Below are 18,363 nucleotides of genomic sequence, written 5' to 3' on the forward strand. Positions count from 1 at the left end.
CGACAACGGGCACTGACTTCCGAACACGTCCGCCAAGGGCGAACGAACGCGGAGTCATCATTAGTTCCCGTCCTCGGTCATCAGCAGGTGATCCGACAGCAGGACCAGGGCTTTTTCCACGGCACCGGAACGGACCGCTCCGCGGTCGCCACTCACCGTGATTGTCCGCACTGTGGACACTCCAGGCCCGCTCAAGCCGATGTGGACCGTCCCCGGAGCGACACCGTCCTGCGGATCGGGGCCGGCGACTCCGGTGAGCCCGATCCCCCAGTCCGAACGGCACCGCTTGCGGGCACCCTCGGCCAGTTGGACCGCGACGTCGGGGTGCACGGCACCGTGCTCGTCGAGCAACTGCTGATCCACGCCCGCGAGCTCGTGCTTGAGCTCGGTGGCGTAGACGATCAACCCACCGCGGACCACGGCACTCGCCCCCGGTGTGTCGACGATCGTCGCGCACAGCAGACCCGCGGTGAGCGACTCGGCCGTGGCAACGGTCTGGTTCCTCGCTTTGAGCAGTCCGACGACGTCTGTCACAGCACGGCCCGGCCTGCTCTTGCCTTCATCTTGAACGCCCGGATGACGTAATCGATTCCCGTGACGATGGTGAGCACGAGCGCGACGGCCATGATCGCCCACGCGATGAGCTCCAGCACGTCGTTCTGCGGGAGCACGAACAGGCCGATCGCGATGACCTGCGCCAGCGTCTTGGCCTTGCCGCCGCGGCTGGCCGGGATGACGCCGTAGCGGATCACCCAGAACCGCAGCAGCGTGATGCCGACCTCGCGCACGGCGATGGTGATCGTGATCCACCACGGCAGCACGTCGAGCATGCTGAGGCCGACCAGCGCGGACCCGGTCAGGGCCTTGTCCGCGATCGGGTCGGCGATCTTGCCGAAGTCGGTGATCAGCCCGTGCTTGCGCGCGAGCGTGCCGTCGATGTGGTCGGTGAAGCTCGCGACGGCGAAGATCCCGAACGCGATGAGGCGCCACGTCGTGTCGAAGCCGCCCGCTTCGAACAGGGAGAACAGGAAGACCGGAACGAGCGCCAGCCGCGCCATCGTGAGGATGTTCGCGACGTTGAGCAGCGGGACCTTCCGGGCCTCAGTCATGTCGGGAGTACCTCGACGATCAGGTCCACGCCCTCGGAGTCGACCACGCGGCAGCGCACGAGGTCGCCGCGCTTGAGCCCCTCGGCTTCGAGGACGATGCACTCGCCGTCGACCTCGGGCGCCTGGTGCTCGGCCCGGCCGACGCAGTCGCTCTCCTCGTCCTCCTCGTGCTCGATCAGCACGACGACCTCGGTGCCGACGCGGTCCTCGGCGCGCTGGCTCGTCAGCTCCTCGACGAGGTTGCCGATCCGCTGCACGCGCTCCGCGATGGTGTCCGCGTCGAGCTTGCCGTCGAGGTTCTCGGCCTCCGTGCCGTCCTCGTCGGAGTACCCGAAGATGCCGACCGCGTCCAGGCGCGCCTCGGTGAGGAAGCGCTCCAGTTCCTGCAGGTCGGCCTCGGTCTCGCCGGGGAAGCCGACGATGAAGTTGCTGCGGATGCCGGCCTCGGGCGCGTGCTCGCGGATCTGCCACACGAGCTTGAGGAAGCTGTCCGTGTCGCCGAACCGGCGCATGCGCCGCAGCACGTTCTCGCTGGAGTGCTGGAACGACATGTCGAAGTAGTTCGCGACCTTCTCGGTCTTCGCGATGGCGGCCACCAGCGACGGCTTCGTCTCGGCGGGCTGCAGGTAGCTGACCCGCACCCGCTCGACGCCGGGGATGGACGCCAGCCGCGGGAGGAGCTGCTCGAGGGCGCCCTGCTCGCGCGGCAGGTCCTTGCCGTAGCTCGTGGAGTTCTCGCTGACGAGGAACAGCTCCTTGACGCCGTTCTCGGCGAGCCACATGGCCTCGGAGACGATCTCGTCCGGGAGCCGCGACACGAACGCGCCGCGGAAGCTCGGGATGGCGCAGAAGCTGCACCGCCGGTCGCAGCCCGACGCGATCTTCAACGGCGCCACGGGAGCGTCGTCGAGCCGCTTGCGCTGGACCTTGGTCGGCCCCCAGCCGTGGCCGGGCACCTGGACGCCGTCCTTGGCCTCCTGGCGCTTGACCGGCGTGATCGGCAGCAGCGTGCGGCGGTCCACCGGCACGTGCGACTCGACCGGCTTGCCGTGCAGCACGTCCTGCAGGCGCTCGGCCAGGTCGTTGTACTGGTCGAAGCCCAGGACCGCGGCCGCCTCGGGAAGGCTGTCCGCGAGCTCCTTGCCGTAGCGCTCCGCCATGCACCCGACCGCGACGACCTTGGCGCCGGTGTCGGAGGCGGCGAGCAGCGTGTCGACCGAGTCCTTCTTGGCCTGCTCGACGAAGCCGCACGTGTTGACGACGACGACGTCCGCGCCCTCGTCCACCAGCTCCCAGCCGCCCTCGCCGAGGCGCCCGGCGAGTTCTTCGGAGTCGACCTCGTTGCGGGCGCAGCCCAGGGTCAGCAGCGACACGCGTCGCGGAGTGGTGGGAGAAGACACGGCGCTCAGAGTAACCGGGTCGGGCTGTCAGACCGGAATCGTGCCCACCTCATACTTGACGGCTGTGACCAGTGGGGTAGTCGTGCGGCGTGCCCGCACCAGTGATGTGCGCGCCATGAAGGCTCTGATCGACGGGTACGCCGGCAAGGTTCTGCTGACCAAACCGCTGGTCACGCTGTACGAGGCGGTCCAGGAGTTCTGGGTGGCCGAGCAGGACGGCGAGCTGCTGGGCTGCGGCGCCCTGCACGTGATGTGGGAGGACCTGGCCGAGATCAGGTCGGTCGCCGTGTCGCCGATGGCGCTCGGCCGCGGCGTGGGGCACCGGATCGTGGCGCAGCTCATCGCCACCGCCAGGGAGCTGCAGCTCGGGCGGATCTTCGTGCTGACGTTCGAGACCAAGTTCTTCAGCAAGCACGGCTTCGTCGAGATCGAGGGCACGCCGGTGAGCCCCGAGGTCTACGAGGAGATCATGCGATCGGTGGACGAGGGCGTCGCCGAGTTCCTCGATCTGAGTTACGTGAAGCCGAACACGCTCGGCAACAGCCGGATGCTCCTGGAGTTGTAACTCTTCGAGTAATCATTCGAAGAGTCTTGACTCGACTAACCGCACGGGGCCAGTATCTGACCCGTGCCCGAATCGCTCACCATCGACGAGCTCGCCGCCCGGACCGGCCTGCCCAGCAGCACCATTCGCATGTACCAGACGAAGGGTGTGCTGCACGCGCCGAGACGGCAGGGGCGCGTGGCGTACTACGACGCCTCGCACGTCGAGCGGTTGACGTTGGTGCAGCGGTTGCAGCAGCGGGGGTTCTCGCTGCCCGCGATCGCGGAACTGATCTCGGCACGGGAAAAGGGCGAGTCGGTCGCCGCGGTCCTCGGCTTCAGCGAGGCCGAGGGGCCCGACGACTGGGTTCGGATCAAGGTGCGCGACATCAAGCACCTGATTCCGACCGGAGACGTCCAACCGCGACTCCTCCTCCGGGCTATGCGGTTGGGCTTGGTGCGGTGGAAGTACGGCTGGCCGCACACGCGTCGCTGGGCACTCGAAGCGGGCGGCAGGCTTGCCGGCCTCAGGGTGCCCAGCGATGACGTGATGGACAGCTTCACGCGCCTGCGCACGGCGACCGACGCGGTGGCGGCGGACTTCGTGCGGTTGTTCGAACGGCAGTTCTGGCCGGAGCTCGCACGCAAGGCCGGTGACGAGAACCAGCTGGAGAACGTGCGGGCGTTGCTCGTCGAGCTGACGTACACGGCGGAGACCGCGGTGGTGGGGACGCTGCGGGAGTCGATCCGGGACGCGGCCGAGGAGTTCGCGTCACGGCACGGGTTGCTGCCCAGCGACGACTACCAGCCCGCGTGGGCCGAGCAGCCGTTGCCGCCGATCGCCGAGAACCTGATGGACCCGGCGGGAGATCTGCCGAGCGAGCAGGAGATCGTGAACTTCCTGAAACGGGGGGACGAGGATGAGCCTGGTCGCTGATCCCGGCTGGCACGCCCAAGTTCGTGACGAAGGCCTTGTCGTCTACGCGGGAGCCGATCTCGCGTACCTGATTCCAGACCTGCCCAGGGCGGTGGCCGTGGCGCTGGCCGGCCTGTTCGAGCCGGTGTTGAGGGGAGTGGCTCGAACGGTCGACGAGAACCGGTTGGGGGAACCGGTTCGCCGGCACTTGGCCCAGCTGAGGACCCTGGGCGCTCTCCGCCCGGCCGGGTTGCCCGCCGAGGACGTCAAGCCGATGGGGGTCGGTACGCGCGTCGTCGGGGAGGCACCCGCCGGGCTGGCAGAGCTGTTGCCGCACAACGATGATCCGGACCTGCTGCTCGTCGTGCGGACGACCGGCACGCTGGTCGACCTGATCGAGGTGGCGCGCGAGACGACGGTCCCGCACCTGCTGCTGGACCTCGCGTACCACCACACCGCCGCCGTCGGACCCTTCGTGGTGCCCGGTGCCGGCGCGTGCCTGGCGTGCCTCGCGGTGCGGACGGGGCGGCGGTGGGGGGATCCGCCGCCGCCCCCACATCCGGCGGCGATGTCCCACGAGTTCCCGATCTCCCTTGCCATGCAAGCGATTCAGAACATCCAGAGCGGTTCGCTCGCCCTGCTGGACACGGTCGTGACCGTCAACCTCGACGAGTTCACGACGACGCGCGAGAGCGTGCTGCCCGCGGCCGGCTGCGAGATCTGCCCGACGGTCGAGTTCGGGCGCGTGTCACTTCCTTGGGGGAACCATGAACGCGACGGCAGTCCGATTACCTGACCAGTTCTCACCCGGTGCGGCCGCCGCGAGCGCCGCGACACCCACCTGTTGCTGTTGTTGTTGCTGCTGTGCGATCTCCTCGGTCGGCGCGGCCGTGCAGATCCCTGCCGCGCTGTACGAGGAGACGAAGGAGCTCCCCCGGCCTCGCAGCCTGCTCGTCCTGCCCGCCGCGATCTTCCCGTTGCTGGTCGTCGTGCTGCCGTTCGCCACGATGGGCGCGGTCTTCGACGTCCACTGGGGGTGGTGGCTCGGCGGCTTCGCAGCGGCGCTCGCGTGGGCCACCGCCTCCGGGTTCATCGCCAGGTCGCCGAATCCGGTGGGAAGTGTGGTCCGGCTGCTCGGCTGGATCGTGCTGTGGTGCCTGGAGCCGTTCGTCGTGCTGTTCGCGCTGGCACCGGTCGCCGTCGTGGGCGAGGGAGTCGCGTGGCTGCTCGGCATTCTCTACTTCGGCGGGGCGCTGGCGTTCGGGTACTGGATCTTCCGGCACTACCGGGGGAAGCGGTGAAGACCCTCGCGGAGGCGCTGGTCGAGCGCGCGGTCGGCTGGCGGCAGGGCGTGGTGTCCCAGCTGCATCCCGTGCCGCACAGCCTGTCCGATGTGGACGTCGAGGGCTGGGCCGCGGTGCCGGAGCCGTTCGCCACCGGCGGCACCTCCGGCGGCACGAGCAAGGTCGCCGCGATCGCCGAGGCCCTGGAACGGCACGCCGCCGCACGGGCGCCGCTGGAGATCGTCACCGACGGCGGGTGCTGGCCGTTGGAGCACTTCAGCCTGCACACCGTCGAGCAGCGGGTGGCGCCGGGTTACCGCTACCGCAAGGGATACGTCGACACCCCGTACACGCGGGCGTGGACCTTGCCCGGCAACGAACCGATCCGCGTGCCGGCCGGTCTGGTCGGGCTGGACGCCGCGTACGGGCTGCCCGCGACCTCGTCGGGGCTGGCGGCCGGTCCGTCGACGACCAGCGCGTTGCTGCGCGCCGTCCAGGAACTGGTCGAGCGCGACGCGTTCACCACGACGTGGCTGCACTCCGTCGCACCGCAGCGGTTCGCCGCCGGCCTGCCGCACGGCGCCCAGGCGTTCGACCTCACGCCCGCCTACAGCCCGCACCCGGTGGTCGCCGTCGCGGGTTCGCTGCCGATCGCCGGCAAGCCGAGGCCCACGCTCGGCCTGGCGTGCCGGGCCACGGTCGCCGAGGCCGTGCGGAAGGCCTACGAGGAGTGGGTCCAGGGCACGGTCTTCATCGAGGTGTGGCTCGCGCGCAACGGCGATCGGCCCGTCGAGGACGTCACCGACTTCGACGAGCACGCCGTCTACTACGCCACGCACCCGGACGAGTGGGACGCGCTGCCGTGGTTCGCGGGCTTCGAGACCGAACCGCCGCGCGACGCCGAATCCCGTGGCACAGCAGCGGAACTGACCGAACTCGTGCACACCCTCGACCGCGCGGACGTCCGGCTCGCCTACCGCGAGCTCACCACGCCGGAACTGTCGGCCGTCGGACTGCACTGCGTCCGCGTCCTGTCCCCCGACCTCGCACCGCTGCACTCCGACCACCGCTGGCCGCACCTCGGCGGCCGCGCCCGCGAACTCAGCCGGCGCTACCCGCACGCCTCGCCGGGCGTGTTCCCCAATCCCGCACCGCATCCGCTGGGGTGACACCGATGTTCGACGACTTCTGGGCCGCGAGCCGGTACTCGCCACTGCACCAGCGCAGGCTCGGCGACCGGTTGCGGGACTTCCGGCCTCAGCCGGAGCTGATCGACCCGCTGGAACTGCCCGCGGCACCGGTCCCGCTCCCCCGCCCGCACGACCGCCTGCAAAGGCTGTTCCAGGCACGCAGGAGCACGCGGGAGTTCTCCGGCAAGCCGTTGACCGACAAGCAACTCGGCACGGTGCTGGGCGCCCTGTCCGACAACAGCTGTCCGTCCGCGGGTGGTCTCAACCCGTTGCGCTGTTACGCGTTCGTGCATGGCCGGGCGGTCCGCTACGACATCCGCCGCCACGCGCTGCAGGACATCGGCCCGGCACCGGAGAACCTCGCCGAGATCCTCGGCACGCCGGAGGTGCCACCGCTGACGATCGTCCTGGTGCTGACGGACAAGGAGTCGTTCGAGAAGTACGGCGAACGCGCGGGCCGCTTCGGCCTGATCGAAGCAGGAGCCGCCGCGCAGAGCATCTGCCTGCGTCTGGCGGAGCAGGGACTCGGCGGCCACCTGCTCGGCGGAGTGGCGGACAACGGGATGCTGCACGCGCTGGGCCTGCCCCGCGACCTCCGCGTGGCCACCGCGATCGCGTGCGGGCACATGATCACCTGACGTTCACCGGATCGTGTCTACCGAGGACAGTCGATCACCCGCTACAACTGGCGAGACCCTGCTCACACTCCGAGGAGCTCGCCATGTCGACGAAGACCCTGCGCTCGGCATTCGTGGGTGCCGCCGCCTCCATCGCCCTGATCTTCACGGGCGCCCCGGCCCACGCCGTGGACATCGTCGCGGTGACCGACGACTACCTCTACTCGAAGACCATCGGCCAGTTCACAACACTGCGCGCGCAACAGCCCTACGCGGGTCAGCTCGACTGGTCGTCCGACGGCTGTTCGTACTCGCCGGACAACCCCTTCGGCTTCAAGTTCCTGCCGACCTGCCACCGGCACGACTTCGGCTACCGCAACTACAAGCGGCAGGACCGGTGGAACGAGACCAACCGCCTGCGCATCGACAACAACTTCAAGTCCGACATGTACCAGCAGTGCGGTTCCAACTGGGCCTGCAAGCGGACCGCCGACCTGTACTACGCGGCGGTGCGCGAGTTCGGCAACAGCGCGAGCTCCACGGCCACCAGCATCCAGAACGCCGGCCTGAAGTAGACCGCCGCCGGTTGTCAGACCTCCCGAGTACGCTGAAACGCAGGGGTTCCCGATCAAGGGGGACCCCTGCGTCAGCTCGGGGGAACGCCGAACGACCACGAGAACCGACGCCTGGGCGAGGCCCTCGGTACGCCCGCATCCGCGGCCCGGCACACCGTCCGCGTCCGACGGGCACATCGGTGGGCCGGTGCTCTGGCCGCGGGACGACCGTGGCCGTACTGCGACGGATCCACCCGCACCCGCCAGGGCTTCGACGCCGGGGACGGCCGGGGCGGGCGTGCTCAGCCCTTGCCGGCGTGTCGAACACCCCACGCCGCACGAGACCCCGGAAGGCGTCTCCCGCGACGGCTGGGCGGAGGTCGCGCTGGACGTCCGGGTGTGCCCCGACGACGTCCGTCACCCGATCAAGGTGAACACCGGCTAGTCCTCGGCGGGGCCGCCTCCGCGCATCAGGTGGATCACGGACTCCAGCTCGTCCGGCTTGATCAGCACCTCACGTGCCTTCGAGCCCTCGGACGGGCCGACGACGCCACGGGTCTCCAGCAGGTCCATGAGGCGCCCCGCCTTCGCGAACCCGACGCGCAGCTTGCGCTGCAGCATCGACGTCGAGCCGAACTGCGACGTCACGATCAGCTCGGTCGCCTGCACCAGCAGTTCCAGGTCGTCGCCGATGTCGGCGTCGATCTCCTTCTTCTCGCCGGCCTTCTGCGCCGTGACACCGTCGGTGTACTCCGGCTGCGCCTGGTTCTTGGTGAACTCGACGATCGACGAGATCTCCTCGTCGCCCACGAACGCGCCCTGGATGCGCACCGGCTTCGAGGCGCCCATCGGCAGGTACAGGGCGTCGCCCATGCCGATCAGCTTCTCGGCGCCGGGCTGGTCCAGGATGACGCGCGAGTCGGTCAGGGACGACGTGGCGAACGCCAGCCTCGACGGCACGTTCGTCTTGATCAGGCCGGTGACGACGTCGACGGACGGGCGCTGCGTGGCCAGCACGAGGTGGATGCCTGCCGCACGGGCCTTCTGCGTGATGCGGACGATGGCGTCCTCGACGTCGCGTGGCGCGGTCATCATCAGGTCGGCGAGCTCGTCGACGATCGCCATGATGTACGGGTAGGGCCGGTAGACGCGCTCGGAACCGGGCGGCGCGGTGATCTCGCCGGACTTCACCTTGCGGTTGAAGTCGTCGACGTGGCGCACCCGGTTGACCTGCATGTCCTGGTAGCGCTGTTCCATCTCCTCGACGAGCCACGCCAGCGCCGCCGCCGCCTTCTTGGGCTGCGTGATGATCGGCGTGATCAGGTGCGGGATGCCCTCGTACGGCGTCAGCTCGACCATCTTCGGGTCGATGAGGATCATCCGGACCTCGTCGGGCGTCGCGCGCGCCAGCAGCGAGACCAGCATCGAGTTGACGAACGACGACTTACCGGAACCCGTGGAGCCCGCCACCAGGAGGTGCGGCATCTTCGTCAGGTTCGCGGTGACCATGTGGCCCTCGATGTCCTTGCCGAGGCCGATCACCATCGGGTGCGTGTCCTTGACCGTGGACGGCGCGCGCAGCACGTCGCCCAGCCGCACCATCTCGCGGTCGCTGTTGGGCACCTCGATGCCGACCGCGGACTTGCCGGGGATCGGGGCCAGCAGGCGGACGTTGTCGGTCGCCACGGCGTACGCGATGTTCTTGGTCAGCGCGGTGATCTTCTCGACCTTCACGCCGGGGCCGAGCTCGACCTCGTAGCGCGTGACCGTCGGGCCGCGGGTGAAGCCGGTGACCTGGGCGTCGATCGAGAACTGGTCCAGCACGCCGGAGATCGCCTCGATCATGAGGTCGTTCGCCTTGCTGCGGGTCTTCGGCGCGTCGCCGTCCTTGAGCACGTCCGGCGGCGGCAGCTGGTACTCGCCCTCGACCGCGCGCACGGCCATCGCGGGAGCGGGGGCCTTCTTCTCCTTCGAGGGCTTCGGGGCGGGCTCCGCGGGCTCCTCCAGCGGGAGTTCGGCCTGCGGCTCCTCCTCGACGGGTTCGACCGCCTGACGGCGGCGGGACGGGCGGCGCAGGCGAACCGGCTTCGGCTCCTCGACCGGCTCCTCCTCCGGCGACTCGCCGTTCGCCGGCGTGCCGGGGTGCAGCAACGAGCGGATGCGTTCGGGTGCCTGGCGGATCGGCGTGTGCGTCACGACCAGCAGGCCGTAGCCGAAGATCAGGAACAGCAACGGCCCGGCGACCCACGGCGTCAGGCCCTGGGCGAGGAACCCTCCGGCCAGGTACCCGAGCGCACCACCGGCGCTGCGGCGTTCCAGCGGGTCCATCGGCAGGCCGCCGATGAGGTGGAACATGCCGAGCACGCCGATCATCATCAGCAACGAGCCGATGATCAGCCGGGGGCGCGCGTCGGGCGTCGGGTCGGTGCGCATCAGCGTGACGCCGATGCCGAGCAGCACGACCGGCACGATCACCGCCGGGAACCCGACGGAGCTGCGCACTGCGACGTCGACCCACTGCCCGACCGGTCCACCGGCCTGCCACCACACGCCGGCACCGGTGATGACCGCGAGAGCGATCAGCAGCAGCCCCAGGCCGTCACGGCGGTGTTCGGGATCAAGGTCCTTGGTACGGCTGACGGTGCGCACGAGACTGCCGACACCACGGCCCAAAGCACCCCACACGGCACTGACGGCGCCGCCGCTCTTCTTGCGTGGTACGGGCTTTCTGGACGCGCTGGATCGCGCCCGCGGCTTGGCTGGTGCTTTGCCGCGTGACGTGGTCTTTCTCGAAGTCCCTGTGCGCCCGGCCATGTCTACAAGGTAGTCCCTCGCGTCTCACCAGCCACGTTGGCAACTAGGACGCGTGCGAAACCTCATGGTTCACCCGATCGGGCACGGAGTCGTTCCGACACGCCGTACGCTGCCCCGCGTGTCCACACCGCTTTTCTGGCGCGTGCTCATGGTGGTCGACCGGGGCCTGATCGCGCTGACTGGCAAGCTCGAGGTATCGGGCGACATCCCGCCGGAGCTGCTCGGCAAGCCGTTGCTGCTCGCCTCGAACCACATCGGCAACCTCGACCCGATGGTGCTCATCGCGGCCTGCCGCAAGATCGGCGTCAACCCGCGTTTCATGCTCGCGGGCGGCCTGCTCGACGCGCCGATCATGGGCCCGGCCCTGAAGGCCTGCGGTCACCTGCGCGTCGACCGGCGGTCGGCGAACGCGGGCGAGGCCATGCACCGCGCCGTCGCGGCGTTGCAGAAGGGCGGCGACCCGATCGCCGTCTACCCCGAGGGCAAGATCAGCCTCGACCCCGGGCTGTGGCCGGAGCGCGGCAAGACCGGTGTCGCCCGCATGGCTCTGGGCGGCGGCATCCCGGTGATCCCCATCAGTCAGTGGGGCGCGCACGAGGCCGTGTACTGGGGCAACCTGCACGTGAGCGGCTGGAGGGACTTCCTGCCGTACCTGACGTCGTGGCTGCGCGCGGTGCGCAGGCGGCCGACGTTCAAGGTCCACTTCGGCAAGCCGGTCGAGCTGTCCGACCTGAAGGCCGAGACGATGGGCGACGCCCGGCGCGCGCACGAGCGGATCATGATCGCGATCACCGAGGGCTTGGCGCCGTTGCGTCTCGACGAGCCGGACCTGCCGCGCTTCCACGACCCGACGCGGCCGACGACCGGCGTCTCGCCCTGGCGGCCCGCCTGATCGAGTAGCCGATCACCGTGATCAGCATGAGCAGGGGCATCGGGTTGCCCCGCCACAGGCTGATCGCGAAGTCGATCACCGGGATGACCAGCGCCGCGACGAACGTGGCCGTGCTCGCCGTGGGCAGCTTGACCAACGGGGCCGCCCACGGTGTGCGACCCCACGGCTTCGCGACGCTGAGCCACGCCTGGAACGCGATCGCGCTGATCATGAGCGCCGTGCCGACGGGCATCCACGCGGTCACGTGCCCGTTCACGGCCTGCTGGAGGTTGCCGCTCAGGATGAAGATGCCGATGTAGAGCTGGCTGACCGTGATCACGAACTTCGCGAGCACCCACCAGTGCCGGAAGTACCCCCACGGCGTCGTGGCGCTGAGCATGAACCCGCTGAACGCACTGGTGTTGGCCATGATCGCCAGCACCTCGTGGTCGAGGTAGCGCGCCATCTTGAACGCGGTGAGGTCGCCTGTCCTCATGCCGTGGAGCACGAGAGCGAGCAACGCCACGGCCTGGCTGAGCCAGCCCACGGACGTGACGACGTGCAGCCACACCAACAGGGTCCGAGCGCGCTTCTGCATGACATGTAGTTTGCCTACGCATCAGCACGCGCACATCAGGGATCTCCCCTACTGAGCTACCCGGTCCAGCCATTCCCCCATGAGCGCGTCGAACAACACCGGCTGCTCGATCTGCAGGTTGTGCCCGGCGGTGTCGAGAACGACGAACGACGCGTACGGGTAGTGCGGGAGCAACGCGTACACGTCCTCGTACCCGGTGATGTTGTCCTGACGGCCGGTCAGGAACAGCGCCGGCCGTTCATAGGTCCCCTGCTCCGGAACCGCGGACAGTTCCCACCTCACCTCGATCCGCGCCATCGCGTCGCGGTCCGCGATCTCCAGACCGGGAAGGATCTCGTCCGCGAACCGCCGCGCCGTCTCGGCGGTCCGCACCACGGCCATGCCGTCGAACCGCGCGGCCAGAACGGGATCGAGTTCAGCGCCGTCCGATCGGCGCACCTCGAACTGCGGCACCGTCCGATCGGACGCGCGCACCTTCGTGCCGGTCGGGCAGATCAGGGCGAGCCCGTGCACCTGGTCCGGACGGCGGTGAGCGAGAGCGCGGGAGAGGTAGCCGCCGTACGACTCGCCCACCAACAGGAACGGTTCGTCACCGATCTCCGCGTCGACGAGTTCCTCGACAGCGGCCAGCACGTCGTCGCTGGAAGTCACACCGTCCGCCGCCGACTTCCCCATCGCCGGCAGGTCGGGGTACAGGCGCCGGTAGCCGGGCCTGGCCGCGAAGAGCGGCTCCAGGCAACCGAGCATCAGGCGGTGGTCGGGAGTCCAGCCGTGAAGTGCGAGCACCGGGATGCCGGCGCCGAGTTCTACGAAATGCACAACGCCGTTCTATCCCAGCTCGTGCAGCCGTGCGCGCACTTCTGGAGTCAGCGGGTGGTCGTAGTCCTCGTAGATCGTCAGCGCTTCCAGCAGGTGCGTCCGCGCCACGTCCGGCTGCCCCGCGCTCGCCTCGCCCAAGCCGTGCAACGCCTCCGCGAGGCTCTTGCGGTCACCGAGCACCCGCAGGAACTCGATCGCGTGCCGGAACGACTCCCGCGCCTCGACCCCGCTGCCCAGCTTCGCCTGCGCCCAGCCGATGCTGACCAACGCCATCGCCTTGCCGTGCACGGCGTCGTGCGCGTCCATCAGCTCGAACGCCGTCCGCGCCGACGCCAGCGACGCCTCGAACTGGCCCGCCGAACGCAGGATGTCGCTCAGGAACAGCCTCGTGCCGCCCTCGCCGAACCACGAATCGGCCTCGGCATGTCGCCTCAGCGCCTCGCCGAACCTGTCGACGGCGAGGTCGAACCGGCGCAGGCCGCCGTACGCCATGCCCAGGCCCGTGAGGCTCCACGCGGCACCGACGGCGTCGCCGATCTCGTGCCGGATGGCGAGCGCGCGGTCGAAGAGTTCCAGCGCGTCCGCGAACCGCTGCCCGCGGAACGCCGACAGCCCCTGGCCGTGCACCGCCCACGCGCGGGCCGCCTGGTTGCCGTCACGGGTCGCGGCGCGTTCGGCGACGCGGTACGTGCGCGTCCACTCGTCCAGCGCGCTCGACACGATGAAGTAGTTCCACAGCGCCACCGGGATCTGCCACGCCGTCGGCGAATGCTGCTCCTCGGCGAGTCTCGCCACCGCCAGCAGGTTCGAGGATTCCGTGCGGCACCAGGTGAAGGCGTCGTCGTGCGAGGTGAAGTCCTGAGTGGACAGCGGTGGCAGCAGGAACGCCGGATGGTCCGGTGGCGCGATGACGGTGCCGGCGGCGTTCGCGGTGTCGAAGTACCAGCCCAGCATGCGTGCCACGGCCTCGGCGCGGCCGTCCGACGACTCCTCGGTGGCGCTGAGTTCGGTGGCGTACAGGCGAAGCAGGTCGTGCATCCGGAACCGGCCGCGCGCGACCTCCTCCAGCATGTGCCCGCCCGCCAGCACGTCCACCAGCGTCCGGGCCCGCGACACCGGCACGCCCGCGAGCGCCGCCACGGCGTTCAGGCTGATCTCGGCGCCGGGATGCAGGCCGATCAGCCGGAACGTCCTGGCGGCGTCCGGTTTCAGCGCGAGGTACGACCACGAGAAGGCGGCACGCACGGCCGTGTCCTCGTCGTCGCCCGTGGCCAGCACGTTCAACCGGTCGTGCTCGTCGGCGAGATCGCTCGCGAGGTCGGCCAGCGTGAGGTGCGGCCGCGTCACCACGCGTTCGGCCGCGATCCGCACGGCCAGCGGCAGGTGCCCGCACAGTTCGACGAGCTTCGCGGCGGCGTCGGGTTCGGCGGCGACCCGGTCCGCGCCCACCGCGGCCGTCAGCAGCGCCAGGCCCTCGTCCCGCGTGAGGGTCGACAACGTCATCGAGTGCGCGCCGTCGCGGGCGACGAGCCCGCCGAGGTGGTTGCGGGACGTCACGAGCACCATCGACGTCGACCGGCCCGGCAGCAGCGGACGGACCTGCTCGGCCAGCCGCGCGTTGTCGAGCAGCACCAGAACCCGTTTGCCCGCGAGAACGCTGCGGTACAGCGCGGACTTCGCGGGCAGGTCCTCCGGGACGCGTTCGGACGGTACGCCCAGGCTCTGCAACAGCTGGTGCAACGCGGCGCCGGGCTGCACGGGCGGCGCCGACGAGTCGAACCCGCGCAGGTCGACGTGCAGCTGACCGTCCGGGAACCGCGAGGCCACCTGGTGCGCGAACCGCACGGCCAGGGCCGTCTTGCCGACGCCGCCGGTGCCGGTGATCGCGACGAGCACCGGCGAGTGGTCGTGCGGGACGACCTCGGCGAGCTTCGCCAGTTCCTTCTCCCTGCCGGTGAAGTCGCGGATCTCGTGCGGCAGCTGAACGGGCACCAGCACGGGCGCCACCGGTTCCGGTTGCGGGTCGGGCCGGCCGACGAGCAGCTGTTCGTGCAGCCGGCGCAGTTCGGGGCCGGGCTCGATGCCGAGCTCCTCGATCAGCAGCCGGCGCAGATCGGCGTAGACGGCCAGCGCCTCGGCCTGCCTGCCGCTGCGGTACAGCGCGGACATCAGCAGGCCGTGCAGCCTCTCGCGCAACGGGTGCGCGGTGACCAGCGTGGTCAGCTCCGCCGCCACCTCCGTCTCCCGCCCGACCGTCAGCATCAGCGCCGCACGCTGCTCCACGGCCGTGAGCCGCAACTCGGCCAGACGCGCGCGCTCCACCGCCGCGAACGGGCCCGGCACCCCCTCCAGGGCGATCCCCCGCCACAACCCCAGCGCTGCGTCGAAGGCCGCGACGGCCTCGACAGGCTTGTCCCGCAGCCGTCCGGCCTCGTCGAGGTGCGAGCGGAACACGGCAGCGTCGGAGTTCGCAGATGGGAGCCTCAGCAAATATCCAGCGTCCGTGGAGAGCAGCACGGAACTGGGCGCCCGCGACGCCCGGTCCGGCTCGAACAACCTGCGCAATCCGGCGACGTAGGTGTGGATGCCGTTGTCGGCGCTGGCGGGCGGATCATCGCCCCACACGGCGTCGATCAGTTCACTGCGCGACACGACGTGATTGGCGCGCAACGCGAGCACCGCGAGCACAGCCCTCTGCCGCGGCGGACCGAGCGTGAGCTCCTCGCCGTCCACCGTGGCCGCGAGCGCGCCCAGCAAGCTGACGCGCAACTCGTTCTGCACCAGTGTTCTCACTTCGTCGCTGTCCGCGTTCACCTAGCAACCTACCGTCAGTTTTCGTCCAGAAGCCATCCAGAAGGCGTGCAGAGAGCTTCTCCACACTTCACTCAGGTGGATTGGGTCGAAATGAGGGGCGGGGAAATGAACGCGGCCGAGGTATTCGACACGCTCGGGCTGGAATACCAACGCGCTTGGTCGCACCAGCCGGCACTGCACGGGACCCTCGCCTGGTTCGCCGCGACGCAGCCCTCGGGCTCGCGCGTGCTGGACATCGGCTGCGGCACGGGCGTTCCCGTGGCCCGCACCCTGGCCAAGGCGGGCATGAAGGTCACCGGCCTCGACGTCTCCCCGGTCATGGTCGACATCGCGTCGGCCCAGGTCCCGGAGGCCACCTTCCACAAGATCGACATCCGCGACTTCGAGTCACCCCCTGGCTCGTGGGACGTCATCTGCGCCGTCTTCTCGCTGCTGCAGATGACCCAGGCCGAGATCATCCGGACCCTCGGCCAGATCTCGGCGTGGCTGCGGCCCGGCGGTCACTTCTTCCTCGCCACCGTGGCCGTCGACGTCGAGCAGGTCACGCTGCCCTGGATGGGCCAGGAGATCGAGGTGTCGTCGTTCTCCGAGGCCAACTTCGAGGCGCACCTGGCCGAGGTCGGCCTGCGGGTCGTGCGCCGGAGCCGGCCGGTCTTCACCCCGTCCTACCCCGGCGCCATGCCCGAGGAGTCGCTGCACCTGGTGTGCCAGCGCCCCTAGACGAGTAAGTCCTAAGTCCGGGCGGTGCCTGAAGACGGACGAAGGGTGTTCAAGATCAGTTTGTGAGGACCGACCTGAACACCCTTCTGACCGCACTCTACGTCAAGATCGATGACCACGTGGGCAGGCCCGTCCGGACCGGGCGACCACCACGGCTGACCGACGCTGAACTGCTCACCCTCGCCGTGGCCCAAGCCCTGCTCGGCATCCGATCCGAAGCCCGCTGGTTACGGTTCCTGCCCCGGCACCTGCCCGGCGCTTTCACTTACCTGCCACAGCAATCGGGCTACAACAAGCGGCTGCGCAACGCAGTTCCGCTGCTCAAGCACGTGATCCGGATGCTCGCTCTCGACACCGACCTGTGGACCGACGCGACCTGGGTGGTCGACTCCACGCCGGTCGAGTGCGGCCGCTCTCGCGAGACCGCCAAGCGCTCCGAACTGGCCGGCTGGGCCGGCTACGGCTACTGCTCCAGCCACTCCCGCTTCTTCTGGGGCCTGCGCCTGCACCTGATCTGCACCCCGGCCGGGCTACCGATCACCTGGGCGCTGGCCAACCCGAAACTCGACGAACGCCAGGTACTGATGGCGATCCTGGATCACGACGAGTCCGTGCTGCACGACCGCCCCGGTCTGCTGATCATCGCGGACAAGGGCTACGTGTCGCGCGAACTCGACGCCTACCTGGCCGAGCGCGGGGTGCGGCTGCTGCGCCCGAACTACCGCAATCGCACCCCACACCCAGCCCAGCACCTGCTCAAACCCGTCCGGCAGCTCATCGAGTCAGTCAACGACACACTCAAAGGCCAGCTCGATCTCGAACTGCACGGCGGCCGCACCATCGACGGCGTGACCGCCCGCATCGCCCAGCGCCTACTGGCGTTGACCGCCGCGATCTGGCACAACCGCGCCACCGGCCAGCCCATCACCCGATCCCTGATCGCCTACGACCACTGATCAGTTAGGACTTACTCGTCTAGTGCTGCAACGCCCGCATGCACTCGGTGGCGCGCACCACCGCTTCCGGCAGCACTAGCGGGCGAACCCGCGAAGCTCGACGGGTGCCGCACCTTCGTGCACCTCGCCGTTCCGCACGGTCCACGCGGTCGCCTCCCGCCGTTCGTCGGTCAGCAGGAAGAACCCGACCGGCCGATCTCCGTCGGCGTCCACCAGCCGCGCCAGTTCGGCGACCTGGGCGCGCAGCCAGTCGGCAGACTGCTCACGGATGTCGCCGCCGTAGAACACGTAGAGCGTCGAGTTGAACGGCCGCGTCGGAACCGCCCACCCGGCGGAGTACAGGTCGTGGTGGCGCGCGGCCAGCACCTGCTCGACCGCTTCGCGCTGTTCGTGCGTGAACTCGACCCAGCCGCGCACGCCGACGTACATCCCCATCAGTGCTGCTCAGCCAGCGCGCGGCCGATGAAGTGCGCCGACAGCAGGGCGAAGATGTACGCCTGCAGCACCTGCACGAGCGCTTCCAGGAAGAACAGCGCGATGGCGAGCGCGAAGCCCAGCAGCGACACCGGCTTGAGGTAAATCGGCGCGTTGAACAGCAGGAACTCGCTGCCGAGCGTGAATACCAGGATCAGCAGGTGCCCGGCGAACATCGCCGCGAACACCCGGATCGCGAGGTTCACCGGGTCGAAGAAGAACTTGAGGATGACCTCGGTCGGGATCAGCAGCCCCCACAGCACGGGCTTCGGCACGTCCTTGATGATGAACTGGTTGCGCAGGTAGCCGCGAAGGCCGAACTTGCGGATGCCCACGTAGTGGTAGAGCGGAAAGATGATCAGCAGCGCGACGGCCGCCGGGAACCCGCTGTGCGTGAACGTCGGGAACTGGATGAACGGAATCAGCCCGTAGACGTTGTTCACGAGCACGAAGCAGAAGATGCTGACGATCAGCGGCACGTACGGCGCGAATTCCTTGGCGCCGATCTGCTCGCGCGCGATGGCGTTGCGGCCGAAGTCGTAGACCGATTCGGCGGCGAACTGCCAGCGGGTCGGGACGATCTTCATGCTCCTGGTCGTCACCAGGAAGAACGTCAGGATGATCGCCACCGACAGCACCAGCAGGGCCTGCGGTTTGGTCACCGAGAAGTCGAACGGCAGGCCCA

At 69.3% G+C, this 18,363-nt stretch carries 20 protein-coding genes; 11 read left to right on the top strand and 9 right to left on the bottom strand.

Going from position 1 to position 18,363, the window contains the following annotated elements:
• Window positions 1-60 precede the first annotated feature (60 nt).
• From AB0M48_RS08490 to rimO, 3 genes are read right to left on the bottom strand one after another with little or no spacing between them, the layout of a single operon-like run.
• Window positions 61-534, bottom strand: a complete 474-nt coding sequence (locus tag AB0M48_RS08490) for a CinA family protein (RefSeq protein ID WP_363837287.1) — start codon at window positions 532-534, stop codon at window positions 61-63.
• Window positions 531-1,109 (bottom strand): CDP-diacylglycerol--glycerol-3-phosphate 3-phosphatidyltransferase, encoded by a 579-nt coding sequence (pgsA, locus tag AB0M48_RS08495; RefSeq protein ID WP_090073911.1) that lies wholly within the window; start codon window positions 1,107-1,109, stop codon window positions 531-533. The genes AB0M48_RS08490 and pgsA overlap by 4 nt, the downstream gene beginning before the upstream one ends.
• On the bottom strand, window positions 1,106-2,509 hold the full coding sequence (gene rimO, locus AB0M48_RS08500) for a 30S ribosomal protein S12 methylthiotransferase RimO (RefSeq protein ID WP_363837292.1): 1,404 nt from the start codon (window positions 2,507-2,509) through the stop codon (window positions 1,106-1,108). Before rimO ends, pgsA begins: the two co-directional genes overlap by 4 nt.
• A gap of 64 nt (window positions 2,510-2,573) precedes the next feature.
• Between rimO and AB0M48_RS08505 the strand changes: the two genes are divergently transcribed.
• The 8 genes from AB0M48_RS08505 (at window position 2,574) to AB0M48_RS08540 (ending at window position 8,057) form a co-directional block, all read left to right on the top strand.
• The gene (locus tag AB0M48_RS08505; RefSeq protein WP_266043317.1) at window positions 2,574-3,074 is read left to right on the top strand and encodes an amino-acid N-acetyltransferase; all 501 of its coding nucleotides are present in this window, start codon (window positions 2,574-2,576) and stop codon (window positions 3,072-3,074) included.
• Between the two features lie 63 nt (window positions 3,075-3,137).
• The gene (locus tag AB0M48_RS08510) at window positions 3,138-3,989 is read left to right on the top strand and encodes a MerR family transcriptional regulator (protein WP_363837297.1); all 852 of its coding nucleotides are present in this window, start codon (window positions 3,138-3,140) and stop codon (window positions 3,987-3,989) included.
• On the top strand, window positions 3,973-4,764 hold the full coding sequence (locus tag AB0M48_RS08515; protein WP_363837300.1) for a hypothetical protein: 792 nt from the start codon (window positions 3,973-3,975) through the stop codon (window positions 4,762-4,764). The genes AB0M48_RS08510 and AB0M48_RS08515 overlap by 17 nt, the downstream gene beginning before the upstream one ends.
• 94 nt (window positions 4,765-4,858) lie before the next feature.
• Window positions 4,859-5,269: a hypothetical protein gene (locus tag AB0M48_RS08520; protein ID WP_363837303.1), complete on the top strand. Its 411-nt coding sequence runs from the start codon at window positions 4,859-4,861 to the stop codon at window positions 5,267-5,269.
• Window positions 5,266-6,420, top strand: coding sequence for a YcaO-like family protein (locus AB0M48_RS08525; protein ID WP_363837306.1), 1,155 nt, complete (start codon window positions 5,266-5,268; stop codon window positions 6,418-6,420). The genes AB0M48_RS08520 and AB0M48_RS08525 overlap by 4 nt, the downstream gene beginning before the upstream one ends.
• Window positions 6,421-6,425: 5 nt before the next feature.
• Window positions 6,426-7,079 carry a nitroreductase family protein gene (locus AB0M48_RS08530; protein WP_363837309.1) on the top strand — a complete coding sequence of 218 codons (654 nt, stop codon included), beginning with the start codon at window positions 6,426-6,428 and terminating at the stop codon, window positions 7,077-7,079.
• Window positions 7,080-7,162: 83 nt separating this feature from the next.
• Window positions 7,163-7,633: a phospholipase gene (locus AB0M48_RS08535; protein WP_363837312.1), complete on the top strand. Its 471-nt coding sequence runs from the start codon at window positions 7,163-7,165 to the stop codon at window positions 7,631-7,633.
• Between the two features lie 277 nt (window positions 7,634-7,910).
• Window positions 7,911-8,057, top strand: a complete 147-nt coding sequence (locus AB0M48_RS08540) for a hypothetical protein (RefSeq protein ID WP_363837315.1) — start codon at window positions 7,911-7,913, stop codon at window positions 8,055-8,057.
• Here AB0M48_RS08540 and AB0M48_RS08545 read toward each other — a convergent pair.
• Window positions 8,054-10,426, bottom strand: coding sequence for a DNA translocase FtsK 4TM domain-containing protein (locus AB0M48_RS08545; protein ID WP_363837318.1), 2,373 nt, complete (start codon window positions 10,424-10,426; stop codon window positions 8,054-8,056). The genes AB0M48_RS08540 and AB0M48_RS08545 overlap by 4 nt on opposite strands.
• Window positions 10,427-10,574: 148 nt before the next feature.
• On the opposite strand from AB0M48_RS08545, the gene AB0M48_RS08550 reads away from it, so the two are divergent.
• Complete coding sequence (locus AB0M48_RS08550; RefSeq protein ID WP_363838319.1) at window positions 10,575-11,318, top strand: lysophospholipid acyltransferase family protein; 744 nt, start codon at window positions 10,575-10,577, stop codon at window positions 11,316-11,318.
• Here the strand turns inward: AB0M48_RS08550 and AB0M48_RS08555 are convergent.
• From AB0M48_RS08555 to AB0M48_RS08565, 3 genes are read right to left on the bottom strand one after another with little or no spacing between them, the layout of a single operon-like run.
• Window positions 11,215-11,895, bottom strand: a complete 681-nt coding sequence (locus AB0M48_RS08555; RefSeq protein ID WP_363837321.1) for a hypothetical protein — start codon at window positions 11,893-11,895, stop codon at window positions 11,215-11,217. The two genes, AB0M48_RS08550 and AB0M48_RS08555, sit on opposite strands and share 104 nt — an antisense overlap.
• 48 nt (window positions 11,896-11,943) lie before the next feature.
• Window positions 11,944-12,714: an alpha/beta hydrolase gene (locus AB0M48_RS08560; protein ID WP_363837324.1), complete on the bottom strand. Its 771-nt coding sequence runs from the start codon at window positions 12,712-12,714 to the stop codon at window positions 11,944-11,946.
• Between the two features lie 9 nt (window positions 12,715-12,723).
• On the bottom strand, window positions 12,724-15,528 hold the full coding sequence (locus AB0M48_RS08565) for a BTAD domain-containing putative transcriptional regulator (protein ID WP_363837328.1): 2,805 nt from the start codon (window positions 15,526-15,528) through the stop codon (window positions 12,724-12,726).
• Between the two features lie 105 nt (window positions 15,529-15,633).
• On the opposite strand from AB0M48_RS08565, the gene AB0M48_RS08570 reads away from it, so the two are divergent.
• Both AB0M48_RS08570 and AB0M48_RS08575 read left to right on the top strand, forming a co-directional pair.
• On the top strand, window positions 15,634-16,248 hold the full coding sequence (locus AB0M48_RS08570) for a class I SAM-dependent methyltransferase (protein WP_363837331.1): 615 nt from the start codon (window positions 15,634-15,636) through the stop codon (window positions 16,246-16,248).
• Window positions 16,249-16,310: 62 nt separating this feature from the next.
• Complete coding sequence (locus AB0M48_RS08575) at window positions 16,311-17,204, top strand: IS982 family transposase (RefSeq protein ID WP_363837334.1); 894 nt, start codon at window positions 16,311-16,313, stop codon at window positions 17,202-17,204.
• Between the two features lie 75 nt (window positions 17,205-17,279).
• On the opposite strand, the gene AB0M48_RS08580 is transcribed toward AB0M48_RS08575, so the two are convergent.
• Both AB0M48_RS08580 and atpB read right to left on the bottom strand, forming a co-directional pair.
• Window positions 17,280-17,639, bottom strand: coding sequence for a hypothetical protein (locus AB0M48_RS08580; RefSeq protein ID WP_363837341.1), 360 nt, complete (start codon window positions 17,637-17,639; stop codon window positions 17,280-17,282).
• Window positions 17,639-18,340 carry a F0F1 ATP synthase subunit A gene (atpB, locus tag AB0M48_RS08585; protein ID WP_363837344.1) on the bottom strand — a complete coding sequence of 234 codons (702 nt, stop codon included), beginning with the start codon at window positions 18,338-18,340 and terminating at the stop codon, window positions 17,639-17,641. The genes AB0M48_RS08580 and atpB overlap by 1 nt, the downstream gene beginning before the upstream one ends.
• Between the last annotated feature and the right edge of the window lie 23 nt (window positions 18,341-18,363).

Source organism: Lentzea sp. NPDC051208, from assembly GCF_040682435.1.
Classification (GTDB): domain Bacteria; phylum Actinomycetota; class Actinomycetes; order Mycobacteriales; family Pseudonocardiaceae; genus Lentzea; species Lentzea kristufekii.

Bases quoted from the DNA above. Each gene is read 5' to 3' on its own strand.
- pgsA (WP_090073911.1), bottom strand. From the start codon at position 1,109: ATGACTGAGGCCCGGAAGGTCCCGCTGCTCAACGTCGCGAACATCCTC.
- AB0M48_RS08515 (WP_363837300.1), top strand. From the start codon at position 3,973: ATGAGCCTGGTCGCTGATCCCGGCTGGCACGCCCAAGTTCGTGACGAA.
- AB0M48_RS08530 (WP_363837309.1), top strand. From the start codon at position 6,426: ATGTTCGACGACTTCTGGGCCGCGAGCCGGTACTCGCCACTGCACCAG.
- AB0M48_RS08535 (WP_363837312.1), top strand. From the start codon at position 7,163: ATGTCGACGAAGACCCTGCGCTCGGCATTCGTGGGTGCCGCCGCCTCC.
- AB0M48_RS08545 (WP_363837318.1), bottom strand. From the start codon at position 10,426: ATGGCCGGGCGCACAGGGACTTCGAGAAAGACCACGTCACGCGGCAAA.
- AB0M48_RS08550 (WP_363838319.1), top strand. From the start codon at position 10,575: ATGGTGGTCGACCGGGGCCTGATCGCGCTGACTGGCAAGCTCGAGGTA.
- AB0M48_RS08555 (WP_363837321.1), bottom strand. From the start codon at position 11,895: ATGCAGAAGCGCGCTCGGACCCTGTTGGTGTGGCTGCACGTCGTCACG.
- AB0M48_RS08570 (WP_363837331.1), top strand. From the start codon at position 15,634: ATGAACGCGGCCGAGGTATTCGACACGCTCGGGCTGGAATACCAACGC.
- AB0M48_RS08580 (WP_363837341.1), bottom strand. From the start codon at position 17,639: ATGGGGATGTACGTCGGCGTGCGCGGCTGGGTCGAGTTCACGCACGAA.